Origin of the sequence: Bifidobacterium apicola (assembly GCF_042846865.1) — a bacterium.
GTDB lineage: Bacteria > Actinomycetota > Actinomycetes > Actinomycetales > Bifidobacteriaceae > Bombiscardovia > Bombiscardovia apicola.
This window is the reverse complement of sequence record NZ_BAAFQQ010000001.1, coordinates 1,081,538-1,105,485: the sequence shown is the minus strand read 5'-3', so window position 1 is coordinate 1,105,485 and position 23,948 is coordinate 1,081,538. Positions and strand designations below refer to the sequence as shown.

General features: G+C 62.6%; 20 protein-coding genes. 10 read left to right on the top strand and 10 right to left on the bottom strand.

All coding sequences use genetic code 11. The annotated features are described in order from the left end of the window. Window positions 1–141: 141 nt before the first annotated feature. Window positions 142–1,494, bottom strand: a complete 1,353-nt coding sequence (locus tag ACGG9J_RS04590; protein ID WP_390134033.1) for a hemolysin family protein — start codon at window positions 1,492–1,494, stop codon at window positions 142–144. A gap of 156 nt (window positions 1,495–1,650) precedes the next feature. Between ACGG9J_RS04590 and ACGG9J_RS04585 the strand changes: the two genes are divergently transcribed. The 5 genes from ACGG9J_RS04585 (at window position 1,651) to ACGG9J_RS04565 (ending at window position 5,977) form a co-directional block, all read left to right on the top strand. Then, window positions 1,651–2,214, top strand: coding sequence for a redoxin domain-containing protein (locus tag ACGG9J_RS04585; RefSeq protein ID WP_024627523.1), 564 nt, complete (start codon window positions 1,651–1,653; stop codon window positions 2,212–2,214). 121 nt (window positions 2,215–2,335) lie between these two features. Continuing rightward, window positions 2,336–4,087, top strand: coding sequence for an FAD-dependent oxidoreductase (locus ACGG9J_RS04580; RefSeq protein WP_390134030.1), 1,752 nt, complete (start codon window positions 2,336–2,338; stop codon window positions 4,085–4,087). 252 nt (window positions 4,088–4,339) lie between these two features. Then, the gene (locus ACGG9J_RS04575; RefSeq protein ID WP_390134028.1) at window positions 4,340–4,513 is read left to right on the top strand and encodes a hypothetical protein; all 174 of its coding nucleotides are present in this window, start codon (window positions 4,340–4,342) and stop codon (window positions 4,511–4,513) included. Between the two features lie 411 nt (window positions 4,514–4,924). Next, window positions 4,925–5,392, top strand: a complete 468-nt coding sequence (locus tag ACGG9J_RS04570; RefSeq protein WP_390134026.1) for a hypothetical protein — start codon at window positions 4,925–4,927, stop codon at window positions 5,390–5,392. 300 nt (window positions 5,393–5,692) lie between these two features. Next, window positions 5,693–5,977: a hypothetical protein gene (locus ACGG9J_RS04565; protein WP_390134024.1), complete on the top strand. Its 285-nt coding sequence runs from the start codon at window positions 5,693–5,695 to the stop codon at window positions 5,975–5,977. A 410-nt stretch (window positions 5,978–6,387) separates the two neighbouring features. On the opposite strand, the gene ACGG9J_RS04560 is transcribed toward ACGG9J_RS04565, so the two are convergent. Then, window positions 6,388–9,147, bottom strand: coding sequence for a phosphoenolpyruvate carboxylase (locus ACGG9J_RS04560; protein ID WP_390134022.1), 2,760 nt, complete (start codon window positions 9,145–9,147; stop codon window positions 6,388–6,390). A 306-nt stretch (window positions 9,148–9,453) separates the two neighbouring features. Between ACGG9J_RS04560 and ACGG9J_RS04555 the strand changes: the two genes are divergently transcribed. After that, window positions 9,454–11,220 carry a threonine/serine exporter family protein gene (locus ACGG9J_RS04555; protein ID WP_390135312.1) on the top strand — a complete coding sequence of 589 codons (1,767 nt, stop codon included), beginning with the start codon at window positions 9,454–9,456 and terminating at the stop codon, window positions 11,218–11,220. Here ACGG9J_RS04555 and trpS read toward each other — a convergent pair. Beyond that, a complete protein-coding gene (trpS, locus tag ACGG9J_RS04550; protein ID WP_024627534.1) occupies window positions 11,217–12,302 on the bottom strand; it encodes a tryptophan--tRNA ligase in 1,086 nt (361 codons plus the stop codon). The genes ACGG9J_RS04555 and trpS overlap by 4 nt on opposite strands. A gap of 153 nt (window positions 12,303–12,455) precedes the next feature. Between trpS and ACGG9J_RS04545 the strand changes: the two genes are divergently transcribed. Then, entirely contained in the window at window positions 12,456–12,839 is a 384-nt protein-coding gene (locus ACGG9J_RS04545; protein ID WP_390134020.1) for a DUF3073 domain-containing protein, read from the top strand. A gap of 146 nt (window positions 12,840–12,985) precedes the next feature. On the opposite strand, the gene ACGG9J_RS04540 is transcribed toward ACGG9J_RS04545, so the two are convergent. Together ACGG9J_RS04540 and ACGG9J_RS04535 are read right to left on the bottom strand one after the other, a co-directional pair. Next, window positions 12,986–13,405, bottom strand: coding sequence for a sterol carrier family protein (locus ACGG9J_RS04540; RefSeq protein ID WP_390134018.1), 420 nt, complete (start codon window positions 13,403–13,405; stop codon window positions 12,986–12,988). Between the two features lie 122 nt (window positions 13,406–13,527). Then, window positions 13,528–13,758: a hypothetical protein gene (locus ACGG9J_RS04535; RefSeq protein WP_390134016.1), complete on the bottom strand. Its 231-nt coding sequence runs from the start codon at window positions 13,756–13,758 to the stop codon at window positions 13,528–13,530. A gap of 166 nt (window positions 13,759–13,924) precedes the next feature. Here ACGG9J_RS04535 and ACGG9J_RS04530 point away from each other — a divergent pair, with 166 nt between their 5' ends. After that, entirely contained in the window at window positions 13,925–14,674 is a 750-nt protein-coding gene (locus tag ACGG9J_RS04530) for a rhomboid family intramembrane serine protease (protein WP_390135311.1), read from the top strand. 465 nt (window positions 14,675–15,139) lie between these two features. Here ACGG9J_RS04530 and crgA read toward each other — a convergent pair whose 3' ends face one another. Then, complete coding sequence (gene crgA / locus ACGG9J_RS04525) at window positions 15,140–15,580, bottom strand: cell division protein CrgA (protein WP_390134014.1); 441 nt, start codon at window positions 15,578–15,580, stop codon at window positions 15,140–15,142. A 90-nt stretch (window positions 15,581–15,670) separates the two neighbouring features. Between crgA and ACGG9J_RS04520 the strand changes: the two genes are divergently transcribed. Both ACGG9J_RS04520 and ACGG9J_RS04515 read left to right on the top strand, forming a co-directional pair. Further along, complete coding sequence (locus ACGG9J_RS04520) at window positions 15,671–16,426, top strand: DUF881 domain-containing protein (protein ID WP_390134012.1); 756 nt, start codon at window positions 15,671–15,673, stop codon at window positions 16,424–16,426. Next, window positions 16,427–17,542: a class E sortase gene (locus ACGG9J_RS04515; RefSeq protein ID WP_390134010.1), complete on the top strand. Its 1,116-nt coding sequence runs from the start codon at window positions 16,427–16,429 to the stop codon at window positions 17,540–17,542. A gap of 251 nt (window positions 17,543–17,793) precedes the next feature. Here ACGG9J_RS04515 and pknB read toward each other — a convergent pair whose 3' ends face one another. Genes pknB through ACGG9J_RS04495 form a run of 4 tightly spaced genes read right to left on the bottom strand, consistent with a single transcriptional unit; the run spans window position 17,794 to window position 23,946 of the window. Beyond that, window positions 17,794–19,956 carry a Stk1 family PASTA domain-containing Ser/Thr kinase gene (gene pknB / locus ACGG9J_RS04510; protein WP_390134008.1) on the bottom strand — a complete coding sequence of 721 codons (2,163 nt, stop codon included), beginning with the start codon at window positions 19,954–19,956 and terminating at the stop codon, window positions 17,794–17,796. Beyond that, window positions 19,953–20,945 carry a serine/threonine-protein kinase gene (locus tag ACGG9J_RS04505; protein WP_390134006.1) on the bottom strand — a complete coding sequence of 331 codons (993 nt, stop codon included), beginning with the start codon at window positions 20,943–20,945 and terminating at the stop codon, window positions 19,953–19,955. The genes pknB and ACGG9J_RS04505 overlap by 4 nt, the downstream gene beginning before the upstream one ends. After that, on the bottom strand, window positions 20,942–22,405 hold the full coding sequence (locus tag ACGG9J_RS04500; RefSeq protein WP_390134004.1) for a peptidoglycan D,D-transpeptidase FtsI family protein: 1,464 nt from the start codon (window positions 22,403–22,405) through the stop codon (window positions 20,942–20,944). Before ACGG9J_RS04500 ends, ACGG9J_RS04505 begins: the two co-directional genes overlap by 4 nt. Then, on the bottom strand, window positions 22,402–23,946 hold the full coding sequence (locus tag ACGG9J_RS04495; protein ID WP_390134001.1) for an FtsW/RodA/SpoVE family cell cycle protein: 1,545 nt from the start codon (window positions 23,944–23,946) through the stop codon (window positions 22,402–22,404). Before ACGG9J_RS04495 ends, ACGG9J_RS04500 begins: the two co-directional genes overlap by 4 nt. Between the last annotated feature and the right edge of the window lie 2 nt (window positions 23,947–23,948).

Here is a 23,948-nt window from a genome sequence, read left to right as displayed (position 1 = left end):
GGCAAGGAAACGCTTGGATTTTGCGGGAATCAACCAGTGAAATCATTCACGTACCATCGGCTACGCTGACAGTCACTTTTCCTTGACTGACGTGTGACCGGTCACCGGCTGACTGCCAACCGAGCACAGGCCAGAGGATAGCTAGGCTCCGGTCGCAGCATCGTCTCCATCGTCGTCATCCTCGTCGGCCTGGTCCTCGGCCTCCTGCCGCCGTCTGACCTCGATGGTCTCGATGCGCCGCCCGTCAACCTTGGTCACCACCATGTCATACCCGTCGTCGGAGTGAATCACGTCTCCCACCTGCCCCATCCGCCCGGTCTGCGCCAGGAAGTAGCCGGCCAGGGTCTCGTAGGGGCCATCCTCCAGCTCAATCCCGGTCAGGTCGGCGAAGTCCTCGATGGTCATGCCGCCGTCGACCGTGGCAACCCCATTGACGAAGGCGGTTGCCTGGGGATGGGCAGGGTTCTGCTCCTCGGGCAGGTCGTACTCGTCGCGGATGTCACCCACCAGCTCCTCGGTCATGTCCTCCAGGGTGACAATGCCGTCGGTGCCCCCGTACTCGTCGATGACTACGGCCAGGTGGATGCCCTTCTTGCGCAGCTTCTCCAGGCTGGGCAGGAGCTTGGAGGTGCCGGGCAGGGCGATGCCGGGCCTGGTTACGTCGGCCACGGTCTTGGCATGGGGATTGCGCACGTCCATCAGGTCACGCACGTGGACGAAGCCCAGCACGTCGTCGAAGTCGCGTCCGGTCACCGGGTAGCGCGAGTAAGGCTCGTCGTGCACGAATTCGACCGCCTCCTGCAGGGGCATATCCCCAGCGATGAAGACCACGTCGGCCCTAGGACGCATGACCTCGGCCACGCTGGTCTCCGAGGCATCGAAGACGTCGCCCAGGATCATCCGCTCGTCCTTGCTCAGGTTGGTGTTGGAGGAGACCAGCATCCGCAGTTCGTCATCGCTGACCTCGGTGTCGGTCTGCTGGGGGTCGAAGCCCAGGATGCGCACGATGAGGTTGGTGTTCTTGCCGATCAGCCAGATGAGCGGCCTGCACAGGGTGGTGAAGACGTCGATGGCCGGAACGACGGCCCTGGCGATAGCCTCAGTGCGCTGCATGGCAATCCGCTTGGGCACCAGCTCGGAGATGACGATGGAGCAGTAGGAGATGATCAGAGTCAGAATCACCGTGGTCAGGGTGCTGGCCAGACCCTCGTGTACGCCCCACCCGGTCAGGACGGGCACCACGTAGGGGGCGATGGATGATGCGCCGAAGGAGGCCGAGAGGAAGCCCGTCAGCGTCACGCCGATCTGCACGGCGGAAAGAAAGGTGTTGGGGTCGCGGGCGATGCGGGCCACCCGGGCGCCGCGTGCGTCCTGCTGCTCCATTTGCTCCAGCTGCGAGCCTCTCAGGGAGACCAGCGCCAGTTCAGTCCCCGAGAAGACGGAACCGAGCAGGAGGAAGAAGAAAATGAGCAGGATGTTCAGCCATAATGCCATGCCTTCAATGCTAGGGTATGGACGCCCCATGTGCCCTATGTCACACCCAAGCGGTGAACCTCCGTCTTCCCCATACAGCGCTACCTGACTAGCATGAAACACGGAAGCAGGTTCGGCTCCAAGCCGGCATTCCCAACGCTCCCGAAAGGATTTTTCATGTCACAGCTTCAGCACGAATTGACTGAGTTCACCACGCAGGCCTACCAGGATAACAAGACCTTCTCGGTCTCCAAGAAGGATCTGCTGGGCCACTGGTCCCTGCTCTTCTTCTACCCTGCGGACTTTAGCTTCGTCTGCCCCACCGAGCTGGAGGATCTGGCCAGCAAGTACGAGGACTTCAAGAAGATCGGCTGCGAGATCTACTCCGTCTCCTGCGACACCGAGTTCGTCCACAAGGCCTGGCACGAGGCCAACGAGAAGATCGCCAAGGTCCAGTACCCCATGCTGGCCGATCCGACCGCAACCCTGGCCAAGGACCTGCAGACCTACAACGAGGCCGAGGGCAAGGCCGAGCGTGGCGACTTCATTCTGACCCCTGAGGGCAAGGTCGTGGCCTACGAGGTCATCTCCTCCAACGTGGGCCGCAACGCCGACGAGCTGCTGCGCCGCGTCCAGGCCTCCCAGTTCGTCTACGAGCACGGCGATCAGGTCTGCCCTGCCAAGTGGGAGCCCGGCGAGGACACCATCGAGCCCAGCCTGGATCTGGTCGGCCAGCTCTGATCCGTAGCTGCCAACATCGGGAACTCGCCGATCGGAAGCGACCAGGGTGGGTTCCCTTTTCTGTATTCACGACCAGCATCCAACACCAGCACAACAGTGCATTCCTTTGGAAGAGGCATTCATGACGGAAGACAAGAATCTTTATGACGTGGTCGTCATCGGCGGCGGCCCTGCAGGCCTGAGCGCAGGCCTCTACCTGGCCCGGGCGCGGTATCGCACCCTGATCCTGGAGAAGGACGACTTCGGCGGCCAGATCACCATCACGGCCGACGTGGTCAACTACCCGGGCGTGGCCAGCACTGACGGCCGCAAGCTGACCGATACCATGCGCCAGCAGGCACAGAACTTCGGAGCCGAGTTCATGAGCGCCGAAGCCTCGGGCATTGAGGCCCAGGGCGACATCAAGGTGGTCCACACCTCCCGGGGCGACCTGCGCACCTTCGGCATCCTGATCGCCACCGGCGCCAGCCCCCGCAAGATCGGCTTCCAGGGTGAGCAGGAGTACGCGGGCCGTGGCGTGGCCTACTGCGCTACCTGCGACGGCGAGTTCTTCACCGGTCGCGAGGTCCTGGTGGTAGGCGGCGGGTTCGCGGCCGCTGAGGAGTCGGTCTTCCTGACCAAGTACGCCACCAAGGTGACCCTGCTGGTGCGCGAGGAGGACTTCACCTGCGATGCCGCCGTGGCTGACGAGGCCCGGAACAACGACAAGATCGAGATTCATTACTCCACCGAGCTCAAGGGGGTCTCCGCTGGCCCCGGCGGGCTGGTCGAGGCCACCATTCTGGACCGCAAGAGCGGGCAGACTACCACCTGGAAGCCCCAGGACGGCGGCACCTTCGGCGTCTTCGTCTTCGCTGGCTACGTGCCCCAGACCGGCATGCTCAAAGGCGTGGTGGATCTGGATGACCATGGCTACGTGCTCACCCACGACTACCTGGAGACCTCGGTGCCGGGCATCTACGCCGCCGGGGATCTGCGGGTCAAGAACCTGCGCCAGGTCATCACCGCCACCTCCGATGGGGCTGTGGCCGCTGTGGAGCTGGAGCGCTACGCCTCCAACATGTCGGACAAGACCGGCCTGGTGCCGCCCCGGCCCGACGATTCCCCCTACGCCCGCTCCGAGCGGCAGGCCGAGAACTCCGCCTTGGCATCGGGCACCTCGCCCGCGCCTGTGGCCCAGGAGCACGACCAGGCCCCGGCAAAGACCTCCGGCTTCTTCGGGCCGGACATCCGCAAGCAGCTGGACATGGTCTTCGGCAAGATGACCGGAAAGCTGGAGCTGGCCCTGGATCTGGACGGCAGCCAGGTCTCCAAGGAGCTGGAGGCCTTCGTGGACGAGCTGGTCGGGCTCTCCGACGGCAAGCTGTCCTCCAGGGTCGACTCCCGCACGGACGAGGATGGCAAGGACTACGATCCCGCCAGCGACCTGCCCGATGCCCGGCCCAGCGTGCGCATATGCCGGCTGGATGATCAGGGCGTTTCCCAGCCGACAGGGCTGGCCTTCCATGGCGTGCCCAGCGGCCACGAGTTCAACTCCTTCGTCCTGGCCCTCTACAATGCGGCGGGCCCCGGCCAGCAGGTGGATCAGCCCACCTCGGACCGGATCGACGCCATCAAGGACCAGGTGGACGTGATGATGTTGGTCTCCCTGACCTGCACCATGTGTCCGACCACGGTTCTGTCTGCACAGCGGGTGGCGGCCCAGAACGGCAAGGTGCGCGCCGAGGCCTACGACCTGGCCCACTTCCCCGAGCTCAAAGACCAGTACCAGGTCATGAGCGTCCCCTGCATCGTGATCCGCAAGGACGGCCAGGAGACCGTGGAGTTCGGCAAGAAGTCCGTTCCTGAAATGCTGGATCTGATTGGGGCCTGACCCTGGGTAGAAACCAGAATAGAGCCTGAAAGGGCGCTGGTGTCACTGTCTTTGCGGCGATGATGCCAGCGCCCTTTTCTGATGTATGCTGCAGCTCTGTATTAATGAAAAGCTATGGATGTTATCCACGGTTTGTCCGGTTTGCCATATCAGCAGCCATAGGAGTGGCGGATGACCGGATCGGCCTTGATCAGCTGCACGTCGGGGACCTGATCCGGCTCCAGGGCCGCATTCATGGCGCAGGCGGCGACCGTGATCATCATGACCGGCTCGACAGTATGGAGCGACTACGCCCTGTCCAGCTACATCCTGACTGACCCCTCGGCCCAGACCGTTGCCCCTCGTGTGGCTTTCTTCTTCTCGGACAACACCAACAATCTGGGTATTGCTGCAGCGGCATCCCTGATTGCGACAGCCCCATGGTGATCGCCTACATGTTCCTGCAAAGGTACTTCATAGCGGGGATGGTTGCCGGAGCAGTCAGGTGGTCTATCAATCAGGAGCTGCCCAACAGCAGTGGAGCGGGCGGCTCACTGGTTCATCAAGCGTTGTTGTTTTGCGCATTTGTGTCGTTACCAAAGGATTGTTCATGCTCTTTCCACAGTCGGTCCGTTCGGATCAGCCGCTCACCTGCATGGCCCTGGGGCCGGACACGCCGGGTGCCGATATTCCCGACATCAGGGGGCTGCATGCAGGCCCCGACTGAATGGCTCGGAACAGACCCCCGTCTGGACCTCACCCATTCGCCCCTGCTGCTGGAGCATGCGCAGAACACCTGCCTGCATCCGGGCCTGACCGGGCATCCAGGCTGGGCGCTCCTGGTCGCCTCGATTCCTGGTGGAGGGCCAGCCTGAGCAGACCGCCGACTCGCTGACCATCAAGGTCCGTGACGAGGATGCCCAGCTTGGGTTGGAGACCAGGTTGGAGGCCATGGCTGGCGGATCCCTGCGGATTCGCTACACCCTGCTCAACTTGGGCGCAGATCCCTTCCTGCTGGAGGGGCTGAAGGTCCGTCTGCCCCTGGACGACCAGCAGACCCAGATTCTGGACTTCGCTGGCAGGCACGACGTGAAGCGCAGCCTCTATCCGGTCCCTGTCCTTGCGCTGGACCAGGCCCATGCCCTCCGATGGCCTCTACTTGGGCGAAGCTTGGGAGCGCGGCTACGGCCGCATGGGTTCCAGACCATGCGTGCTAACCGGTTCATGCCCTGGTACTTTCTGGCGGTGGGTCAGGAGCAGACCAATGGGTACGGGTGGTCACCGGAACCGACGCCTTCTGTCCTGGCAGGACCACCACCGGCTTGAGGACTACAACGGCGGCCCCTGGCGGCGTGGCAACAAGAAGTTCGGCGACCTGGCCAACCTGGCCGACCGGATCAAGGCCATGGGCATTGAGCCCGGCATCTGGTACCGCTCGCTCCTCAACGAGGACGAGACTATTGCCGACCAGTTTAGGCTTCCGCACAACGGATACCTGGACCCCTCGGCCCCTCAGGCCTTGGACTACATACGCCAGGACATCGCCCAGCTGGGGGAGCGGAGCTACCAGCTGGTTAAGCAGCTTTACCGGGCCATATTCGAACAGGCCACCTGGGCGTCGGCTTCATGCAGATCAACCGGACTGGCGACGACACCAGCGGCCTGCAGTGGGAGTGGACCAGGCAGATCGGGATCAACACTCTGGCCTTCCGCCAGCCCCAAAACGGGAGTTTCTATGCCACCGACGCCGACTGCGCGGGCATATCCGACACAATCGACTGGGAGCTCAACCGTCAGTGGATGGACCTCTTGGGGTTGACCGGCACCCGCCGATACACCTGGTATCAACCGGCTGGCCTGGAGTTCACGGATATGCCCGAGCGCTGCGACGGGTATCTTTCCGCCGTTTAGAAGTAGATGGCGGCCGTGCCCGGTTGGGGATGGGCACAGCCGCCGATTCGCCGGATTGCAGTGATGGAAATCCGGCCTTACTCGTGCGAAGTACAGTAGAAAATACTCGATAACGTCATATACAGAGCCTTCCGAGAACTCTGCCGACCGTCTCCCCCGACAGCCGGTGTATGTCATTGATACCTGCGCCTTTGTACAGCTATTGCAATCCTATCACCACGCAATGATTGTGACAGTTCAACCTATCATCGATGGCACTCATAGCTGGCGCAATGCGAAAATGACGGTCCGTCCGGCGGGAGCTATTCAGCCCCGGGCCGAACCGGCCGTCATTTTACGGCTCCTGGATGGGAATGAAGGCGTGCACGCTTGTATTCATCCCCATCTGCCAGAAGCAAAGTGCCAGGCAATCAGCCGGTGTTCTGCAGGCCGGCGGCGACTCCTGAAACCGTGCAGAGAATCAGGTAGATGAAGTCGGCCTGTTGGCTCTTGCTGAGCTCCTCCTTGTCGTTGCGACGACGCAGGGCGCGCAGGGCACGCACCTGGGTCACCGACAGGGCATCCACGTAGGGGGAGCGGATCCGGATGGCCTGGCCCAGCACGTGGCGATGCTGCAGGGGCCACTCGTCGCCCACGATCTGCAGAACCCACTTGCGGGTCAGCTCCATCTCCGAGAGGACCTTCTGGCTCAGGTCGTCCCGGTCGCCTAGGGAGAGGTACATCTTGGCGATGCGCTCGTCGGTCTTGGCCAGGCTCATCTCGATGTTGTCGATGAAGGTGCTGAAGAGCGGCCATTCCTCGTAGGCCTGGCGCAGGGTCTCCAGGTCGCCGAACTTCTCGCAGGCGGTGCCCAGGCCGTACCAGGCGGCCAGGTTGATTCGGGCCTGTGCCCAGGAGAAGACCCAGGGTATGGTCCGCAGGTCGTCCAGGGACTTGGCTCCCAGTCCGCGCTTGGCGGGCCGTGAGCCGATAGGCAGCAGACCGATTTCGTTCAGAGGTGTCACGATGGAGAACCAGGGGGCGAAGTCCGGCGTATGCAGCAGGTCCAGGAATCGCTCATGGGCTGTCTGGTCCAGCTCGTCGGCCATGTCCGCGTATTTCTCGGTCATGGTGGTGTTGCGCTCCTCCACGCTGGGTGCGGACTGGAGCAGGGTGGCCGCAGCCACGGACTCGATATGGCGGATGGCCAGGACAGGGTTGCCGTAGCGGGCGAAGATGACCTCGCCCTGCTCGGTCAGCTTGAACCGGCAGTTGACTGAGCCCACAGGCTGTGCCAGCACCGCCCGGTTGGCAGGACCGCCGCCGCGTCCGACAGCACCGCCGCGTCCGTGGAAGAGGGTCAGGTCGATGTCATGGCTCTCGGCCCACTTGGCGATGCGCTCCTGGGCGGAGTGCAGGGCCAGGGTCGCCGAAACAGGGCCGGCATCCTTGGAGGAGTCGGAGTAGCCCAGCATGACCTCCATCTTGTTGCCGGTCTCCTTGAGCCGGGCCTGGACCTCGGGGATCTTGATGATCTCCTCCAACACATCCACTGAATTCTGCAGGTCCTCCAGCTGTTCGAACAGGGGGATCACGTCGATGACCGGCACATCCTCGGCATGTTCGAAGGCCAGCCGGTTGAGCTCGTAGACGTCCTTGACGTTCTGCGCCGACTTGGTGAAGGAGATGATGTAGCGGCGGGCGGCCTTCTGGCCGTTGCGCTTCTGGATGGCTCCCAGGGCCCGGAAGGTGTCGAGCACCTCGTGGGTCATGGGCTGCAGCTCGCCGCGCTCGCCATGCAGGCCGTGCTCGCGGATGTCCTCCAAAGCGCGGGCGTGGACCAAGGAGTGCTGGCGGAACTCCATCTCCACCATGTGGAAGCCAAAGGTCTGAGCCTGCCAGATCAGATCCTGCAGGGGGCCGTAGGCCTGACGAACCGCGCCCGCCTTGGCCAGGGAGTCCTGGACCACGCGCAGATCGGCGATGAAGTCGTCGCAGTCGGCATACATGAGGTCGGCATCACGCTGGATGGTGGCCTGCAGGCGGTCGGCGATGACCAGGACCACGGCCCGGTGCAGCTCGTTGTGCGAGATGGTGGTGGCCCGGTCGGTCAGGCGCTCGCTCATCTCCTTCTGGTGGCTCCACAGGCTCCTCAGCTCGGGGCTGGGCGGCGTGGTGGTCACCTCCATGGTCATGTTGCGGCCCACGGTGGTGGTGGCCTTGACCAGGGCCTTGAGCATGTGGTCGGAGAACTTGCGGGCCACCTTGCGCGAGACCTTGGCGGTCACGTTGGGGTTGCCGTCGCGGTCGGAGCCGATCCAGCTGCCCGGGTGGAAGAAGGCGGGGCAGACGGGCTTGACCATGCCGGCCTTCTTGCCCAGCATCCAGTCGTCGAAGCGGCGGTAGACCTTGGGAATGGTCTCGAAGAGCGTGGCGTCGAAGATGTCCAGAATGGTGTTGGCCTCTTCGACGGGCGTCGGCTTCTTGGCTGCGATGGGCGATGTGCGGAAGAGGGCGTCGATCTCGTTGTGCAGCAGACGCTCGTTCTCCTCCAGCTCGGAACCGCCCAGACCACGGCGAACGGCCAGCAGGTTGGCGATGCGCCGGATCTTGCCCTCCACGGCCTTGCGCCTCGCCTCGGTCGGGTGGGCGGTGAAGACGGGGTGGAACTCCAGCTTCTCCAGCAGCTCCGAGGCCTTGGCCGGGCCCATCTCCTGAAGCAGCTGGCTGTAGGCGCTGGTCATCTCGTTGATGGGGTCGGTGCCCTTGACCTTCAGGTCCACCTTGCCCTCGCGCTCATGCAGGACCTTCACCCGGTAGTTCTCCTCGCAGAGGTTGGCCAGGTGGAAGTAGGTGGTCAGGGCGCGGGCCAGCAGCTGGGAATCCTTGACTGAAGTGTCGTCGATCAGGGCCACGGCCTTGGACAGGCCGTCCTCGTCAGGCACGGGGTCCGAGGGGTGGCGGTTGAAGTGTTCGGCGCTGGCCGTCATCACGTCCTCGCGCAGGGAGTCGAACCGCTTGAGCAGCTGTTGATCGAATTCCCCCAACACATCCCTGAGCAGCCGCAGGCACAAGGCCATGTCCTCATCCAACGATTGAGGCAGCTTGCGTTCCTCCGGCCCCTTGGTCCCGGTGCCGGATGTGACCAGGGTCGCATCGGCAGCCGTGATTTGCTGATTACTGTCTGTCATCAGTCCTCCTTGTCGAATCGCAGGTTGCCCGGTCTTCGACCATTCCACGGCTCCTCCGCGGTTATTGGTGGTCGGCGTTGCAGGCCCACAGCCTTCGGTTCGATGGCTCGCGGCCCATTCTAGGACGCTTTCAGGTCGAATACGTTTCATGGTCCCGTGCGGCGGTGCAAGGGCACGTGACCCGGGTGGAGTATGAATGTGGGTGTGAAATTCAAGAGCAGGAGTTCCAAGGACGGCTATCGCGGCAGGACCGCGGCCGAGGTCAGACGGGTAAGCAAGTACCACACCCACTCCATTCCGCTGGACATGGAGGACATTGAACGCGATTACGACAAGCCCATCGTCGAGGCCTGCATCGCGGCCAAGACCAGCCTGATTGTGCGGGTGGGCATGCTGGAGCTGGGGGCCGGCACGGGAAGCTTCCGCGTGCGCGAGATGATGCACAGGATTGCCTACCCCATGGGCGTGCATGTGCGGGCCGACGTGAACCTGACCGACATCGAGGCCACCTGCACGGATGGCGTGTCCCGCATCACCGAGGTGGTGGACCTGCCCACCACCGGTGTCAACACCGAGCGGATCTGGCTGCTGGAGCACTTCGCGGACTGGCTCAGCGTCAAGTGCGGGCAGGCGGGGACATACCACGCCATGACGGTGGTCTCCCGGGAGCTGGTGGACAACCTGGACGAGCCGAACGTCTACGCGGCGGCCCGCAAGGCGGTCAAGGAGGTGCTGGCCCAGGACCAGGATGCGGCCAAGGCGCTCAAGGATGCGGTGGCCACCGCCGTACACAACGAGGACGAGATCAGCCAGAACCGGATCGATGCAGCAGCCATAGACACCAGGACGGCCGCCGGACTGGGCACCGTAGGCTCCACGCCTCGGCCGGAGGATTCCAAGGATTCCAAGGTTGCTTCTGTCTCTGCTTCCGCTTCTGCCGACGGCGTGGCCAAGGATTCGGATTCGAGCGCCGCCGGTTCTGCAGCCACCGGACCGTCTGCAACCAGCCAAGGCCGCGGCTCTGAGGCTGGGCGGCCTGCCTCCTCTGACAAGTCCGCGTCCCCGGAGCCGCAGGCAACGGGCGGCATCACGGTCCGGCAGGCGCACGAACGCCTGGACCTGATCGAGCGACGCAAACCCCTCTATTCGCCCCTCTTCTCGGGCTTCGCCTCGGCCGTGGCCTGCGCAGCCTTCGTCTTCCTGCTGGGCGGCGGCCCCTATGACATGGCCGGAGCCTTCGTCGGCGCTGGCATAGGCCAGTGGGTGCGCCGTCAGATGCTGGGCAGGCGGATCAACCAGTTCTTCGCCACCGGGGTGGCGGTCATCATCGCCGCCCTGGCTTGTGTCGGCACGCTGAGGCTGGTGGGCATCTTCGACCCGGTGGCCCTCAGGCACGACACGGCTTATATCGGCGCCATCCTCTTCGTCATTCCAGGCTTCCCCCTGGTCACCGGCGGCCTGGACATCGCCAAGCTGGACTTCCCGTCTGGGGTGCAGCGCATCACCTATGCCTTCTCGATCATCCTGGTGGCCACGCTGGGTGGCTGGGCCGTGGCGCGGATGGTCATGCTCAACCCCCAGGGCTTTGAACCCATGAACCTGAGCCCCTGGCTGATGGCCGGCCTGCGCTTGATTGCGGCCTTCTGCGGGGTCTGGGGCTTCTCGGTCCTCTTCAATTCACCCCAGCGCATGGCCCTGGTGGCCGCCATCATCGGCGCTCTGACCGACACCATGCGTCTGGAGATGCAGGACATGTTCCATGTCCCCCCGGAGATGGCCGCCTTCCTGGGCGCTTTCCTGGCCGGCATGCTGGCCACGGTCTGGCGCTCCTCGGTCCGCCACGGCCTGTTGCCGCCCGACCTGGGCTATCCAAGAATCAGCCTGACCGTGCCCTCAATCGTCATCATGGTGCCCGGCCTGTATATGTACCGGGCTATGTTCTACCTGGGGCAGTTCAATACGCTCAACGCCCTGGACTGGGCCTTCCGGGCCTTCATGGTCATCATCTGCCTGCCGATCGGCCTGGTCACGGCCCGGGTGCTGACCGACCGCTCCTGGCGGTACGACGTCTAGTAGCGCATGCCCATGGCCGAGCGGACCTGATCGAGGGTCTCCTCGGCTATCTGGTTGGCGCGCTTGTTGCCCTCGACCAGGATGTCGCGCACGGCGTCCATGTCCTTGGCCAGCTCGGCCCGGCGCTCCCGGTGGGGTGCCAGGAATTCGTTGACCGACTTGGTCACGTAGGCCTTGAGGGCGCCCGATCCTGCATCGCCGATCTCCTCAGCGATGTCCTCGGGCTTCCGGTCGGTCACCAGGCCGGCCGTGGTCAGCAGGGCGGAGACCTGGGGGCGGTTGACAGGGTCGAAGGTGATCCTGCGCTCGGAGTCGGTGGGCGACTTGCGGATCAGCTTGGCCGTCTCCTCGGCGGTCGCGCCCAGCATGATGGAGTTGCCGTAGGACTTGCTCATCTTGCGGCCGTCCAGACCCGGAATCTCAGGGGTGTCGGACAGGATGGCATCAGGTTCGGGGAAGACCGGGGCCTGGCCGGGGTAACGCTCGTCGAAGCGGCGGGCGATGGTCCGGGTCAGCTCCACATGCGGCAGGTTGTCCTTGCCGATGGGCACGACGTTGGCCTTGCAGAAGAGTATGTCGCAGGCCTGGTGGACCGGGTAGGTCAGCAGCAGGCCGGTCAGGGCGTGGCCGCTGGCCTCCATCTCGGCCTTGACGGTGGGGTTGCGGTGAAGCTCGGCCTCGGTCACCAGGGAGAGGAAGGGCAGCAGCAGCTGGTTCTCCGCCGGGGTGGACGAATGGGTGAAGATCATGGTCTTCCTGGGGTCGATGCCCGCAGCCAGATAGTCCAGCACCAGGTTGAGCACGTTGTCGCGGATGTGCTCGGTGGTGTCCCGGTCGGTGATGACCTGGTAGTCGGCGATGACGATGTTGGTGTGCACGCCGCGATTCTGCATCTGGACGCGCTCGCGGATGGAGCCGAAGTAATGGCCCAGGTGGAGCCTGCCGGTCGGGCGGTCGCCGGTCAGCATGGTGTAGCGGCTCGGATTCTTGTCCAGCTCGGCCAGCACCTGGTCGGACCGATGCTTGGCGGCTCTGAAGCTGTCGCTGATCTCGTTGCCTGCCGCTGTGACTTCTCCCTGCATGGTCCCACCCTTGCCGTCGTGCCGAATGTCGTTCTGGGAATTGCTTTTATGGTAAAAGTCCGAGCCGACAAGATGCTCAGGTGGTACTCTCATAAATGATGCAAATTCACATTCAAGTTGCCTAAGTGCACGTTACCTGGCGAAGGGGGTCGGATGGGCCGCGGACGTCAGAAGGCTAAGCAGACGAAAATAGCCCGGAAGCTCAAATATCTGACAACGGACACGGATTACGACGAGCTGGCCAAAGAGCTCAGCAGCAAGGAACCCGGAACCAGGGGCAAAGATCCCTTCAAAATGGTTGAAGAGGAATACTCCAAGCCGGATTCGCGCAAATCGGGGGGCCAGGACCCCGATGATTCCAGGGACGATGATCTGGACGATTACGCCCGGTGGGCCGCCGAGGCTGCTGCCAAGGCCACCTCGGGGGAGATGCCAGCCACGCCCAAGCCGCACAGGCGCATACCCATTCCCGTGCCCAGTGCGCTCAAACACCATAAGGACCATAAGACCTCAGCCAAGGGGTCGGCGGACAAGTAGCCCAGGCAGTCAGCTTGCAGAAATAGTCGGTCGACAGTGGCGGTTGACTAGCGGTCAAGGTCCCGGCCTGAATCCGTGGTTTGGCTTCCAGCTATTTGATATTTGCGATTGTTCGCCATAGGCAGCCGCCCTTGGTGGCGGTGTGGTCATACCAGTGGCAGCAGCTCGTGCAGATCGTCGCGCTCACCCACGGCGCTGATGTGCCCGGCATCGGCTTCTTCGCTCCAGCTGGTGATGCCGGCGGCCAGCCGCAGCCAGACATCCGGATCCAGTTCAATTACGTCAGGCGGGGTCAGGTTGTGCGGATCGGATGCCGGTCCGTCCAGAATCTTGACAGCTCCCCAAGGGGCTACCCTGACCTCCACGCCGGGGCCGGGGGCCTTGATCTCCAGCATGTGCAGGGAATAACGGACAGCCATGGCCTTGCTGCGCCTATCTGTTTGGGGTTCCACTGTCAGTCGGTCACCCTCCGGGCCCAGATTGTCTGCGACCTCCTTGGCTGCGTCGCGCCAGGCCAGAAAATCCCGGCGGCCTTCTTTCACATCTGCTTCCCGTATGACACTCATGGCTCCATTGTGACGCGCCGCCCCAACAGGCGTGTCCAGCAGACTGCGGTCAGGCATGAAAAAAGGAATCCGTTGCCCTCACGTCATTGGCGCTGGGTCGGATTCCTTCCCGACTGAAACAGTCAGGCCTGTGCGCCCGCTTGAAGAGGGGTCTCGGGATCCTCGGACCCCTTGTCGTCCTCGTCCTTGGCCAGGCCCAAGTCGACTGGCGATGAGCTGTTCTCCCAGGGCTCCTCCCAGGGATCGTAATCCGGGTTCTGCTGCTTGTATACGAACAGAGCGACAACGCCGGCCAGCAGCGTGCCGAAGAGCAGAGCAAAGAACTTCCAGCCGTTTGAAGATGAATTCTCCATGTTTGGCTCCTTTCGACGACTTTCGTCGGTCCTGCCCACTTCGACCGACCTAGTCAACATCCTAGTAGAAAGCAGCGAATTGTGGGGTGCATCGGCGACATTGCGGCACGGAAACCGCACACCCTGTGCCGGGCAGTCGGGTAAGGTATGGTTCATGGTCAATGGCATGAGCACCGGTTTCGCAGGCGGAGGGAACGGTCGGGGGCCGCTGGGATGGATCCGGCGGCGTTGGGGCGACCAGGCGCCGGTGGTGACCATGGCCATCACCGTGATCTGCCTGACGGTCTGGGTCATCCAGATGGCCCTATACCTGCTGGCTCCGTTTCATTACCAGCGGCTTTTGTTGGAATACTGGGCCTTTGTGCCGATTGTGGCCATTCATGAGCCCTGGATGTTTGTGACCAGCATGTTTCTGCACGCCACCAATGTTTCGCACATCCTCTTCAACATGATCACCCTCTGGGTTGTGGGGCCGGTGCTGGAAAAACTGATAGGGCATGGACGTTTTCTGGCTCTCTACATGATCAGCGGGTTGGGCGGAGACCTGGGGCTCATGGTCTATGCGGTCCTGGCGCCAAGTGGGTGGGGCACGTCGGCCGTCGGAGCCTCGGGCGCGCTCTTCGGACTGTTTGCCGCCATCCTGGTGGTTTACCGCCGTCTGGGGATTGACATCCGTTCCATGGTGATCTGGATGGTCATCAACTTCTGCATGCCCCTGTTCGTGCCCGGCATCGCCTGGCAGGACCATGTGGGCGGTTTCCTGATTGGCGGCCTCTTCATGCTGGTCCTGCTGCGCATGGGTCGGCCCGGCTCGCGGTTGCGCGGTCTGCTCTCTTGGCTGCTGCCCACCTTGATCTTCCTCGCGGCCCTAGTCCTGTTGGCTTTGGCATGCAACACAGCCAACCCCATGCGCTGAGGATCAGCGTCTATCGGCCGCTAACGACTAACCGTCGCACCTTCCGCAGCCAGATCTTCATGTTTTCCTGGCTCAGGGTCGCCTCTCGTCGAATGCCGTATCGCTGGCCCGGCTGTGCCTTCGTGATCGGTAAATGACATGAATGTCATCTATCCACATTTGTTGACAATCATGTGGATAACCTGGGAATAAGTATCCAGATCTGGTGCATATATGCCGGTTAAAAGTGGACAAGTTAACCCAAAACCTTATCAGTAGTAGGGCTGCCAGTGAATATTTAAACTGTCCACGATAAATTCGGGCGATTGTGGATAACTTTGGCCCAAGCTTAGACGTAGTGGATGAATAAGTGAACCAGAGGGTTGAATTCCCATATGTACGGACACCCGGATGCGGACGGATATGCAAAGACCCCGCAACCATGCCTGAGAGGTTGCGGGGTTTATGAAGAACAATGCAGCTAGATCAGTGCCACCACATGGTCATGAGGAAGCCGACCAGCAGGATGCCGAAGCCCACGGCCAGATTCCAGTTGCCGATGCCGGGGATAGGGAAGACATTGCCCCTGGTGGAGGCGATGTAGTAGACCACGATCCAAATCAGGCCCACCACCATCAGCGTGACGAAGAGGGGCACGAACCAGCGCGGATTGGCCTTGGTGCTCTTGATGGTGTCTTCCACGCGGCGGGTGTTCTCCTCCTGGCGCTGCACGATGCGGCGCATCTGCGGAGTCATGTGCTTTTTGTCCACGCTCTGGTTGAGAACGGCCTCTACCTTGTCCATGGACAGGCCGTACTCCTCGTCCTCGGCATCCTCGCCAGTGTCAGCGGTCTTGTCCTCGGCCTCGGTCTTCGTGGCCTCGTCCACCGCCTCGTCCTCGTCATCATGGAGTTGATGCTCTGCCATGAGGTTATTCTCCTTCAGTAGATCTACTAAGCCATAGTAGCGGTTAGACTCGAACGTAATACTATCGCAGACGAGGATGAAGGTATGCCTATGGCCAGACGAACGGGGCGGCATGGTGCGCGCAGGTCCCTGGTCGGCACCTTGTCCGTTGCTATAGTGCTGGCCCTGGTCGGGTTCATGCTGGCCACCAACATCCGCGTCAACAGGACGGTCACGGTCACTTCCGACACAGCCGGGCTGGTGGAGGAGCGCGAGAACAAGGCTGCTGAGCTGCGCAAGGACATCAACGACATGAGCTCGCAGATCAACGCGCTGAAGACCCTGACCGACGACGACAAGGACAACTCCGCCCAGGCCCGCGAGGATCCTGGCTCGGGCACGGTGCTCAAGGCCGTCCAGGGGCCAGGATTGACGGTGACTCTCGACGATTCCCCCCTCTGGCAGCAGAAGGTGGGGTCCGACGGGTCGACGGCCAATATCAACGATTACGTCATCCACCAGCAGGATGTGGAGAGCGTGGTCAACGCGCTCTGGGCCGGGGGAGCCGAGTCCATGAGGATTCAGGATCAGCGGGTTCTGCCCACCACGGCCGTACGATGTGTGGGCAATGTGCTGCTGCTGCACGGTCGAAAGTACTCGCCGCCATATAAGATTTCAGCCATAGGGCCAGTCGATCGGATGACCAAGTCCTTGGATGCCTCGCCGTCTATCCGAATTTACAAGGAATATGTGAATACGGTAGGGCTGGGATGGAATGTCGAGTCTTCGGACAATCTGAGATTCCCCAAGACGACGGCTGTCCTGCAGCCCCTCCAGTACGCATCTCTAGATGAGAAGGCACGGTAAATGACGACAGAAGGCTCGGAGAACGACAGGACGTCGGTCGATAAACCGGCAGATAAGCGACGAAACTGGCTGGTTGGCATAGCCGAGATCGTGGGGGAGCTGCTGATTACGCTGGCCGTCATCTGCGCCCTGTACGTGGTTTGGCAGCTCTGGTGGACCGGTGTGCAGTCCGAGCATCAGCAGCTGAAGGCCCGGACTTCGACCTCTTGGAGCGACCCAGGATCGGGAGACACCCGCAAGGTGGCCAAGCCTCAGAACGGAACGCCGCCGGTGCAGCCCGAACAAGCATCCGAGGGCGACTTGATGGCTCAAATGTATATTCCGCGTTTCGGCGAGCATTGGGAGCGCAATGTGGTCCAGGGCACATCGCCCCGCCAGCTGGCCTACGCAGGACTGGGACACTACACCAATACGCAGATGCCGGGCGAGCTGGGCAACGTAGCCATAGCCGGGCACCGCGCCGGATACGGTGAGCCGCTGGGCCATGTGGACGAGCTGCGAGTGGGGGACGCCATCGTTCTGCGCACCAAGGATTACTGGTACGTCTACCACTACACCCGATACAAGATCGTCTCCCCCAACGAGGTAAACGTCATCGCTCCCAACCCTGATTCGCCTGGCGCGGCTCCTGATCGCCGCATGATCACGCTGACCACCTGTGAGCCCAAATACACTACGGCAACCCATCGCTGGATCAGCTGGGGCGAGTTCGATTACTGGGCCAAGGTCTCTGACGGAGTGCCCAAGGAACTGCTGGGCGAGCGTGGCGGCAATGTGGTGTTTGCAGACGACAAGGGCTCGGTCATGGCCAGGATGGGATCCCTGCAGCCGGTACTCCTGGTTCTTGTGGCGGCCTATCTGATCATCTATCTGGCGGCCTTGGCGGCATGGCGCTACCCGCTGCTGAGGCAGATCCGCAAGGGTGAGCGGCCACAGCCCATGGTCAGCATCTATGGCTGGTTGCTGCGGCACCAACCCGGCATAGCTCCGATCCGGTGGCTCCTGCTGATTCTGCTCCTGCTGGCTCTGGCTTGTGCCTTGATGGAGTGGGGCTTCCCATGGCTGGCCAGCAACGTGCCCATACTTAAACAGATGTCCAACTACTCTGCCTTCTGACATAGGCGGCGTAGGAAGAGCGGCTGGGCCGCAGAATCCGTTGCGATTCTGCGGCCCAGCCGCTTATTGATAATCATGTCTTGCCGGCTGCCAGAAGCCTTGACCGAGATTTGTGGCCGCGGAGTCGCAGTTCACAGACTAATGAGCGGACTGGTAGCCGGCGCTCTACCCATCCCGTATTCACACTGCTTAGCCCTGTATGACCAAATCAAATGGCCTGGTGACCACAGCCCTGCCACCAGGCCATTTGGTCAGTTGGCGGAGCTGGCGGTGGTCACCGTGATGGGGGTGTTGCCGTCCACCAGGCTGTTGGCTCCGCCGGGGGTTACCCCTATCACCGTGTCCGTGTCCTTGCCGCTGGAGCTGATCCTGTCGGCGCTGACGCCGCTGTTGATCAGCCTCTGCCGGTAGCTGCCCAGAGTCTCACCCGAGAATGGCGGAATGCGGATGGCTGTGGTCAGGGTGATGGTGTCCTTGGACTTGTCGAATGAGGTGCCTGCGGCAGGAGTCTGTTCGGTGACCACAGCGTTGTCGTTGTTGGGGCCGTTGACGGTGATATTGGCCCCCTGGCCCAAGGCGCGCTTGACCTCGCCCAGGGTCCTGCCGACATAGCCGTCCAGTTGCATGCCGTTGCTGACGGTGACCGTGATCATGGCTCCCTGCTGGATGGAGGACCCGGCAGCCGGGTCGGTGCTGATGACCATGTCCTTGGCCACGGTGTTGGAGGCCTGCTCGCGGATGGTGATGTTGAAGTGCAGGCCCTCCAGGATCTTGGTCGCGTCGTCCTTGGTCTTGCCGGACAGATCAGGCACCTTGGTCATACCCGAGGAGATGTAGAGCAGAACGCTGGTTCCCTTGGCCACGCTCTGACCGGCGGCGGGATCCGTGCGGGTAACATGGTCCTTGGGCACGTCCTGGCTGTCTTCCACTGACGCTGCGGGCGAGACCTTGAATCCGGCCTTCTCCAAGGCCTTGCGCGCATCTTGCTGATTCATGCCCTTGACATCCGGGATGGCCGTGTCCTTGGGCCCGGAGGAGAACCATACGGTCACTGTGGAGCCCTTGGGAGCCATGCTTCCGCCCTTGGGGCTTTGCTTGGTGAAAGTGCCTTTGGGCTCGGCCGAGTCGTGGTCTTCCTTCTCCTGGTAGTGGAAGCCTGCGGCGGTGACTTTCTCGCGGGCAAGAATCCGTGACATCTGCGCGTTGATGGTGGGCACCTCGGCCATCGGATGACGGTTTCGGCTGATGAAAGTCCAGGCGCCCAATCCGATGGCGACCAGAAGTACAGCCCCCAGGATGGCGCCGATGACGATCTTCTTGCGTCGCTTGGATGTTTGCTGGGCCCTCCTGGCGGCAGTGCGCTCAGCTGTGGCGACACTGGTGGCAGCGGCCGGGTTGAGCGGGTCCTGAACAGGGTTGAAGGCCTGTGTGGCCGCCGTCTCCTCTGCGGTCAGCGGCATGGTAGCCGTTTCGGTCCCCTGCTCGGCATCCTTGCGGGCCTTGACGTTGGCCAGGTCGGTCAGCGGGTTGAAGGCGGCGGCCACCGGGGTTCCGCCGTTCATGAAGGCCTGGATGTCGCTCTTGAAGGCGGCGGCTGTAGCGTACCGATTCTGACGGTCCTTGGCCATGGCCTTGGCGCAGATGGAATCCCACATCTTCGGCAGGCCGGGCACGATGGCGCTGGGCGGGGTCGCCACCTCGGTGACGTGCTGGTAGGCGATGGCCACGGCCGAATCCCCGTTGAAGGGCGGCCGCCCGGTCAGCATCTCGTAGAGGACGCAACCGGCCGAGTAGATGTCGGAGCGCATGTCCACGCTTTCGCCGCGGGCCTGCTCAGGGCTCAGGTACTGGGCCGTGCCCACAACACCTTGGGATTGGGTCATGGTGGCGGCCGAATCGTCCATGGCCCGGGCGATGCCAAAGTCCATGACCTTGACGATGCCCTGCTCGGAAATCATGATGTTGCCGGGCTTGATGTCCCGGTGGATGACGCCCATGTGATGGGAGTATTCCAGGGCATTCAGCATACCCAGCATGACCTGCTCGCTGTCGCGCTGGCTCAGGGCGCCGTTCTCCTTGAGGATGGACCGCAGGGTTTGGCCCTTCACATATTCCATGACCAGGTAGGGAACGCGCTCATGATTGCCCTGGTCGTCGGTCAGCAGCTCTTCGCCCGAGTCGTAGATGGAGACGATGTTGGGGTTGTTGAGCAGGGCGACCGAATGGGCTTCCCGCCGGAACCGCGACAGGAAGACCTCGTCGTTGGCCAGATCGGAACGCATGATCTTGATCGCGACCGTCCTGCCCAGACGTGTGTCCACAGCCTTGTGAACTTCGGCCATGCCACCGCGTCCGACCAGCTGTCCCAGACGGTAGCGTCCGTCCGCTAGGGACGGCGGCAGTGTGATGCTCATAGGGTATCCCCTCCGTTCGTCGCTTCAAGGCCGCGCTGCGCGCTTCCTTCTCCATAGTGCCCCCAGTCGGGCTTGAAGATGTCTTTTGCCGGGTGTGGACTGCTTACAATGCGTCGAGGCATGGGTGCGCGCGGGCTGATGATCTCCGTTTCGCCCAGCTGTTGGTCCAGCAGCCGCTGTTCGATCCTGGCCAGCGTGTGCGATACCACCAGGGCATTCGCTGGGCGGTCACGCGGGTCCTTGGCCAGCATGGACATGACGAAGTTCATGAGTTGGGTGTCCACCGAGTCGGGCAACGGCGGCACAGGATCGTTGACATGTGCTGCGGCGATGTCCACCGGAGTGGCGCCGGTGAAGGGGCGGTGCCCGCAGAGACCCTCGTAGGCCACCACGCCCAGGGAATAGATGTCGGACTGGGGCGTGGCCTGGAGGCCCTGGGCCTGCTCGGGCGAGATGTACTGGGCCGTGCCCACCACCATGCCGTCCTGGGTGATCTGCCCTTGGTTGGTGGAGTAGGAGACCCCGAAGTCGGTGATCTTGACTTCGCCGGTGTCGGAGACCATGATGTTGGCCGGCTTGACATCCCTGTGGATGACCCCATGGGAGTGTGCTACGTAGAGCCCCCGGGCCGTCTGGATCAGGATGGGCAGCAGCTCGATGGGATCCAGCGCGCCGCGAGTTCGGTAGATGTCAGCCAGGGATTGGCTGGGCACATATTCCATGATCAGGAATCCGATGCCGTCATGCTCGTAGTACTCGAAGAGGGCGGCGATGTTTGGATGGGCCAGGTTGGCGGAGTTGTGCGCCTCGGCCCGAAGCCGCAACAGTTTGGACTCCTCGTTGGTCAGGTCTTCGCGCAGAGCCTTTATGGCCACTACGCGGCCCAGTTCGATGTCGTAGCCCTTCCAGACTTCGCCCATGCCCCCTTGCGCAAGGCGGCGGTCCAGACGGTACCGTCGATGAATGAGCTGTCCCTGTATCAGTTTCACTTGGCAGCCTCCTGCATGACGCGTTTCATAATCGGCCCGGCGATCTCCATGCCATAGGAGGAGATTCCATGTACCACGACGGCTACGGCTACCTTGGGCTTGTCGGCCGGGGCGAATCCTATCATCCACCCGTCATTTGCCGTATTGCCCGTGCCGATTTGGGCTGTGCCGGACTTGGCGGCCACCTGCATGCCGGGGATGGCCAGATCGGGGTAGCTCTTGGTGATCACTGCTTCCATCATGCCGGTCAGGGCCTTGGCGGTGTCCGACGAGAAGGCCTGTGAGTAGACCGAGGGCGTTGTTTCGCTGATGACGCTCAGGTCGCTGGAACGCACCCGGTCCACTAGGGTCGGCTGCATGAGCTTGCCGCCGTTGGCCACGGCAGCGGCCGTCATGGCAGCCTGCAGCGGGGTGGACAGGGTATCCCCTTGGCCGATGGAGGCAAGGGCAAGCCGGTCCTGGGACTGGTCCTCGGGGAACTTGGAGGCCACGGCCTTCATGGGCCGTCCTGTGGAATTGGTCCCGTCCAGGGTGATGGTGGAGCCGTAGCCGAACTTGCGGGCCTGCGTTGCCAGCGTCTTGTCGCCTAGGGCGACCCCCAGCTGGGAGAAGGCCGTGTTGGAGGAGTAGGCCAGGGCATTCTCCAGGCTGATCTTGCCATTGACCCCGTTGGCCGTGGCAGTGGCGTTGGTCAGGTTGTAGTTGGTGTTGGGCAAGGTGTATGAGGCTCCGGCCGGCAACTCGCTGTCGGGGTGGTAATGGCCGGACTCCAGGGCGGCGGCGGCTACGATCACCTTGAAGGTGGACCCGGGCGGATAAAGCTGTGAGGTGGCCCGGTTGAGCATGGGGTTGTCTGAGCGGGAGGCCAGCTTCTGATAGGCCTGGGAGGCATCGCTGCTGTCGTGGGCGGTCAGATCTTCGGGGTTGTAGCTTGGCGTGCTGACCATGGTCAGGATACGGCCTGTGGAGGGCTCGATGGCCACTACTGAACCAGACAGGTTGCCCAGCATGGCGTAGGCGGCCTCTTGCATCTTGGGGTTGATGGAGGTCTCGATGGAGGCGCCCTTGTTCTGGGTGCCAGTGAAGAGGGACTTGAGCCGATCCATCCACAGGCTGTCCGACTGGCCGCTCAGCAGACGGTCGCGCGAGGCCTCGATTCCCCTGTCTGCTGGGCTGGTGATGGAGTAGTAGCCAGTGATGGGCGAGTAGACGGCCCCCTTGTGGTAGTGCCGCTGGTACTGGAAAGAGTCGTTGATGGGGTCGGACTGGGCCATGACGGCTCCGTCCGATGTCAGGATGGCCCCTCTGGGCGCCGCATACTCGTGGTAGAGGGCGCGCAGATTGCGAGGATCCGAGTTTAAGGTCCCTGCCCGGATCACCATGATGATAGAGCTGGAAAGCCCCAGGATGACGAAGAGGACGATGACGGCGTTGAAGAGTTGACGCAGGGACTTGTTCACTGTCCACCTCCTCGAACCTGGCGAACGGGGATGCGGCCGGTGGCTGGCAGGTCGTTTTCCTCATCCTGAGCGGCCTGCTCGGCCGAGCCTGCATGACGGCCATGGACCTGTTGCTTTCGCGAGGCCCTGCCTTCAGGATCTGAGTCGTCCTGGCCGCTGCGCTGGCTGGTCTCCTGCTGGCGCAGGACTGCCAGGGCCTCGTACTTGAAGGTGTCCGAACTGACCTCCGGTGCAGGCTTGTTGGCTGCGTTGGAGATGATGATCAGGAGGACGGCCAGGATGCAGTTGGCCACCAGGCTGGAGCCGCCCGCTGCCATATAGGGCATGGTCAGTCCGGTCAGGGGGATGACCAGGGTGATGCCGCCTACGACAGTGAAGACCTGGAAGGCCATGGTGAAGACCAGACCGGAGGCCAGGAGCTTGCCGAAGCCGTCCTTGATCTTCATGGCCGTGATCATGCCCGAGGCCACGATGACCAGATAGAGCGCCAGCACCACCAGCAGGCCGCTCAGCCCCAGCTCTTCGCCTACCGATGTATAGATAAAATCGGAGTTGGCCAAGGGGGTGATCCAGGGGCGTCCCTGGCCAAGGCCGGTGCCGGTCAGCCCGCCCGCGGCCAGGCCGAAGATGCCGCGCACCAGCTGGCCGGACCCCCCGAAGGACTTGCTGAACTCAGCGTCGCTGAAAGGGTGCAGCCAGGCATCCACGCGGGCGCCTACATGGGCGAAGATCATGGAAGCGGCCACGGCCCCGATGACGAAGAAAACCGCGCCGATGGCGATCCAGCTGGTGCGGCCGGTTGCCACGTAGAGCATGGAGACGAACATGGCGAAGTACATCAGCGAGGTGCCCAGATCATGCTGGATGACCAGGACGGCCAGCGAAATAAGCCAGACGATGATGATAGGGCCCAGATCCTTGATTCGGGGCATCCGCATGCCCAGGACCTTCTTGCCGCCCACGGCCAGCTGGTCTCGGTGGTCGAACAGGTAGGCGGCGAAGAAGAAAGCCAGAAAGAGCTTGGCGAATTCACCGGGCTGCAGGGTGTGCGACCCTATTCCTACCCAGATGCGGGCGCCGCCGATCTCGCGGCCGATGCCGGGCAGCATGGGCGACAGGAGCAGGACCAGGCCCACCACCATGCTCACGTAGGAGAAACGGCGCAGCAGCCTATAGTCCCGGAGCAGCACCACCAGCAGTCCGCACAGAACCAGCGCCAGACATAGCCAGATCAGCTGGGTGAAACCCACTCGCGTAGGCTGGCCGATCCGGGCATTGCGCAGATCTATGCGGGTGATCAGAGTGATGCCTATTGAACTCAGGATGACGATGCTGGGCAGGATGGCCTGGCTGCCATACGGCTGGAAAATTTCCAACAGGACCCAAAGGGCGATGAAGAGGACGGCGGTGACTGCCAGCAGGGCGGCGTAGTCCCCGGGGAAACGGCCTGCTGCACGGGCGAACATCTGGAAGAAACCGATGAACCCCACCAGCAGGGAGAAGAGCAGAAGGCCTATGCGGCGCAGTCGTGTGACGATCATGA

Excerpts from the sequence above, each read along its gene's own strand:
- ACGG9J_RS04590 (WP_390134033.1), bottom strand. The coding sequence starts at position 1,494 with ATGGCATTATGGCTGAACATCCTGCTCATTTTCTTCTTCCTCCTGCTC.
- ACGG9J_RS04585 (WP_024627523.1), top strand. The coding sequence starts at position 1,651 with ATGTCACAGCTTCAGCACGAATTGACTGAGTTCACCACGCAGGCCTAC.
- ACGG9J_RS04580 (WP_390134030.1), top strand. The coding sequence starts at position 2,336 with ATGACGGAAGACAAGAATCTTTATGACGTGGTCGTCATCGGCGGCGGC.
- ACGG9J_RS04565 (WP_390134024.1), top strand. The coding sequence starts at position 5,693 with ATGCAGATCAACCGGACTGGCGACGACACCAGCGGCCTGCAGTGGGAG.
- ACGG9J_RS04560 (WP_390134022.1), bottom strand. The coding sequence starts at position 9,147 with ATGACAGACAGTAATCAGCAAATCACGGCTGCCGATGCGACCCTGGTC.
- ACGG9J_RS04555 (WP_390135312.1), top strand. The coding sequence starts at position 9,454 with ATGGAGGACATTGAACGCGATTACGACAAGCCCATCGTCGAGGCCTGC.
- trpS (WP_024627534.1), bottom strand. The coding sequence starts at position 12,302 with ATGCAGGGAGAAGTCACAGCGGCAGGCAACGAGATCAGCGACAGCTTC.
- ACGG9J_RS04545 (WP_390134020.1), top strand. The coding sequence starts at position 12,456 with ATGGGCCGCGGACGTCAGAAGGCTAAGCAGACGAAAATAGCCCGGAAG.
- ACGG9J_RS04540 (WP_390134018.1), bottom strand. The coding sequence starts at position 13,405 with ATGAGTGTCATACGGGAAGCAGATGTGAAAGAAGGCCGCCGGGATTTT.
- ACGG9J_RS04535 (WP_390134016.1), bottom strand. The coding sequence starts at position 13,758 with ATGGAGAATTCATCTTCAAACGGCTGGAAGTTCTTTGCTCTGCTCTTC.
- ACGG9J_RS04530 (WP_390135311.1), top strand. The coding sequence starts at position 13,925 with ATGAGCACCGGTTTCGCAGGCGGAGGGAACGGTCGGGGGCCGCTGGGA.
- crgA (WP_390134014.1), bottom strand. The coding sequence starts at position 15,580 with ATGGCAGAGCATCAACTCCATGATGACGAGGACGAGGCGGTGGACGAG.
- ACGG9J_RS04520 (WP_390134012.1), top strand. The coding sequence starts at position 15,671 with ATGGCCAGACGAACGGGGCGGCATGGTGCGCGCAGGTCCCTGGTCGGC.
- ACGG9J_RS04515 (WP_390134010.1), top strand. The coding sequence starts at position 16,427 with ATGACGACAGAAGGCTCGGAGAACGACAGGACGTCGGTCGATAAACCG.
- pknB (WP_390134008.1), bottom strand. The coding sequence starts at position 19,956 with ATGAGCATCACACTGCCGCCGTCCCTAGCGGACGGACGCTACCGTCTG.
- ACGG9J_RS04495 (WP_390134001.1), bottom strand. The coding sequence starts at position 23,946 with ATGATCGTCACACGACTGCGCCGCATAGGCCTTCTGCTCTTCTCCCTG.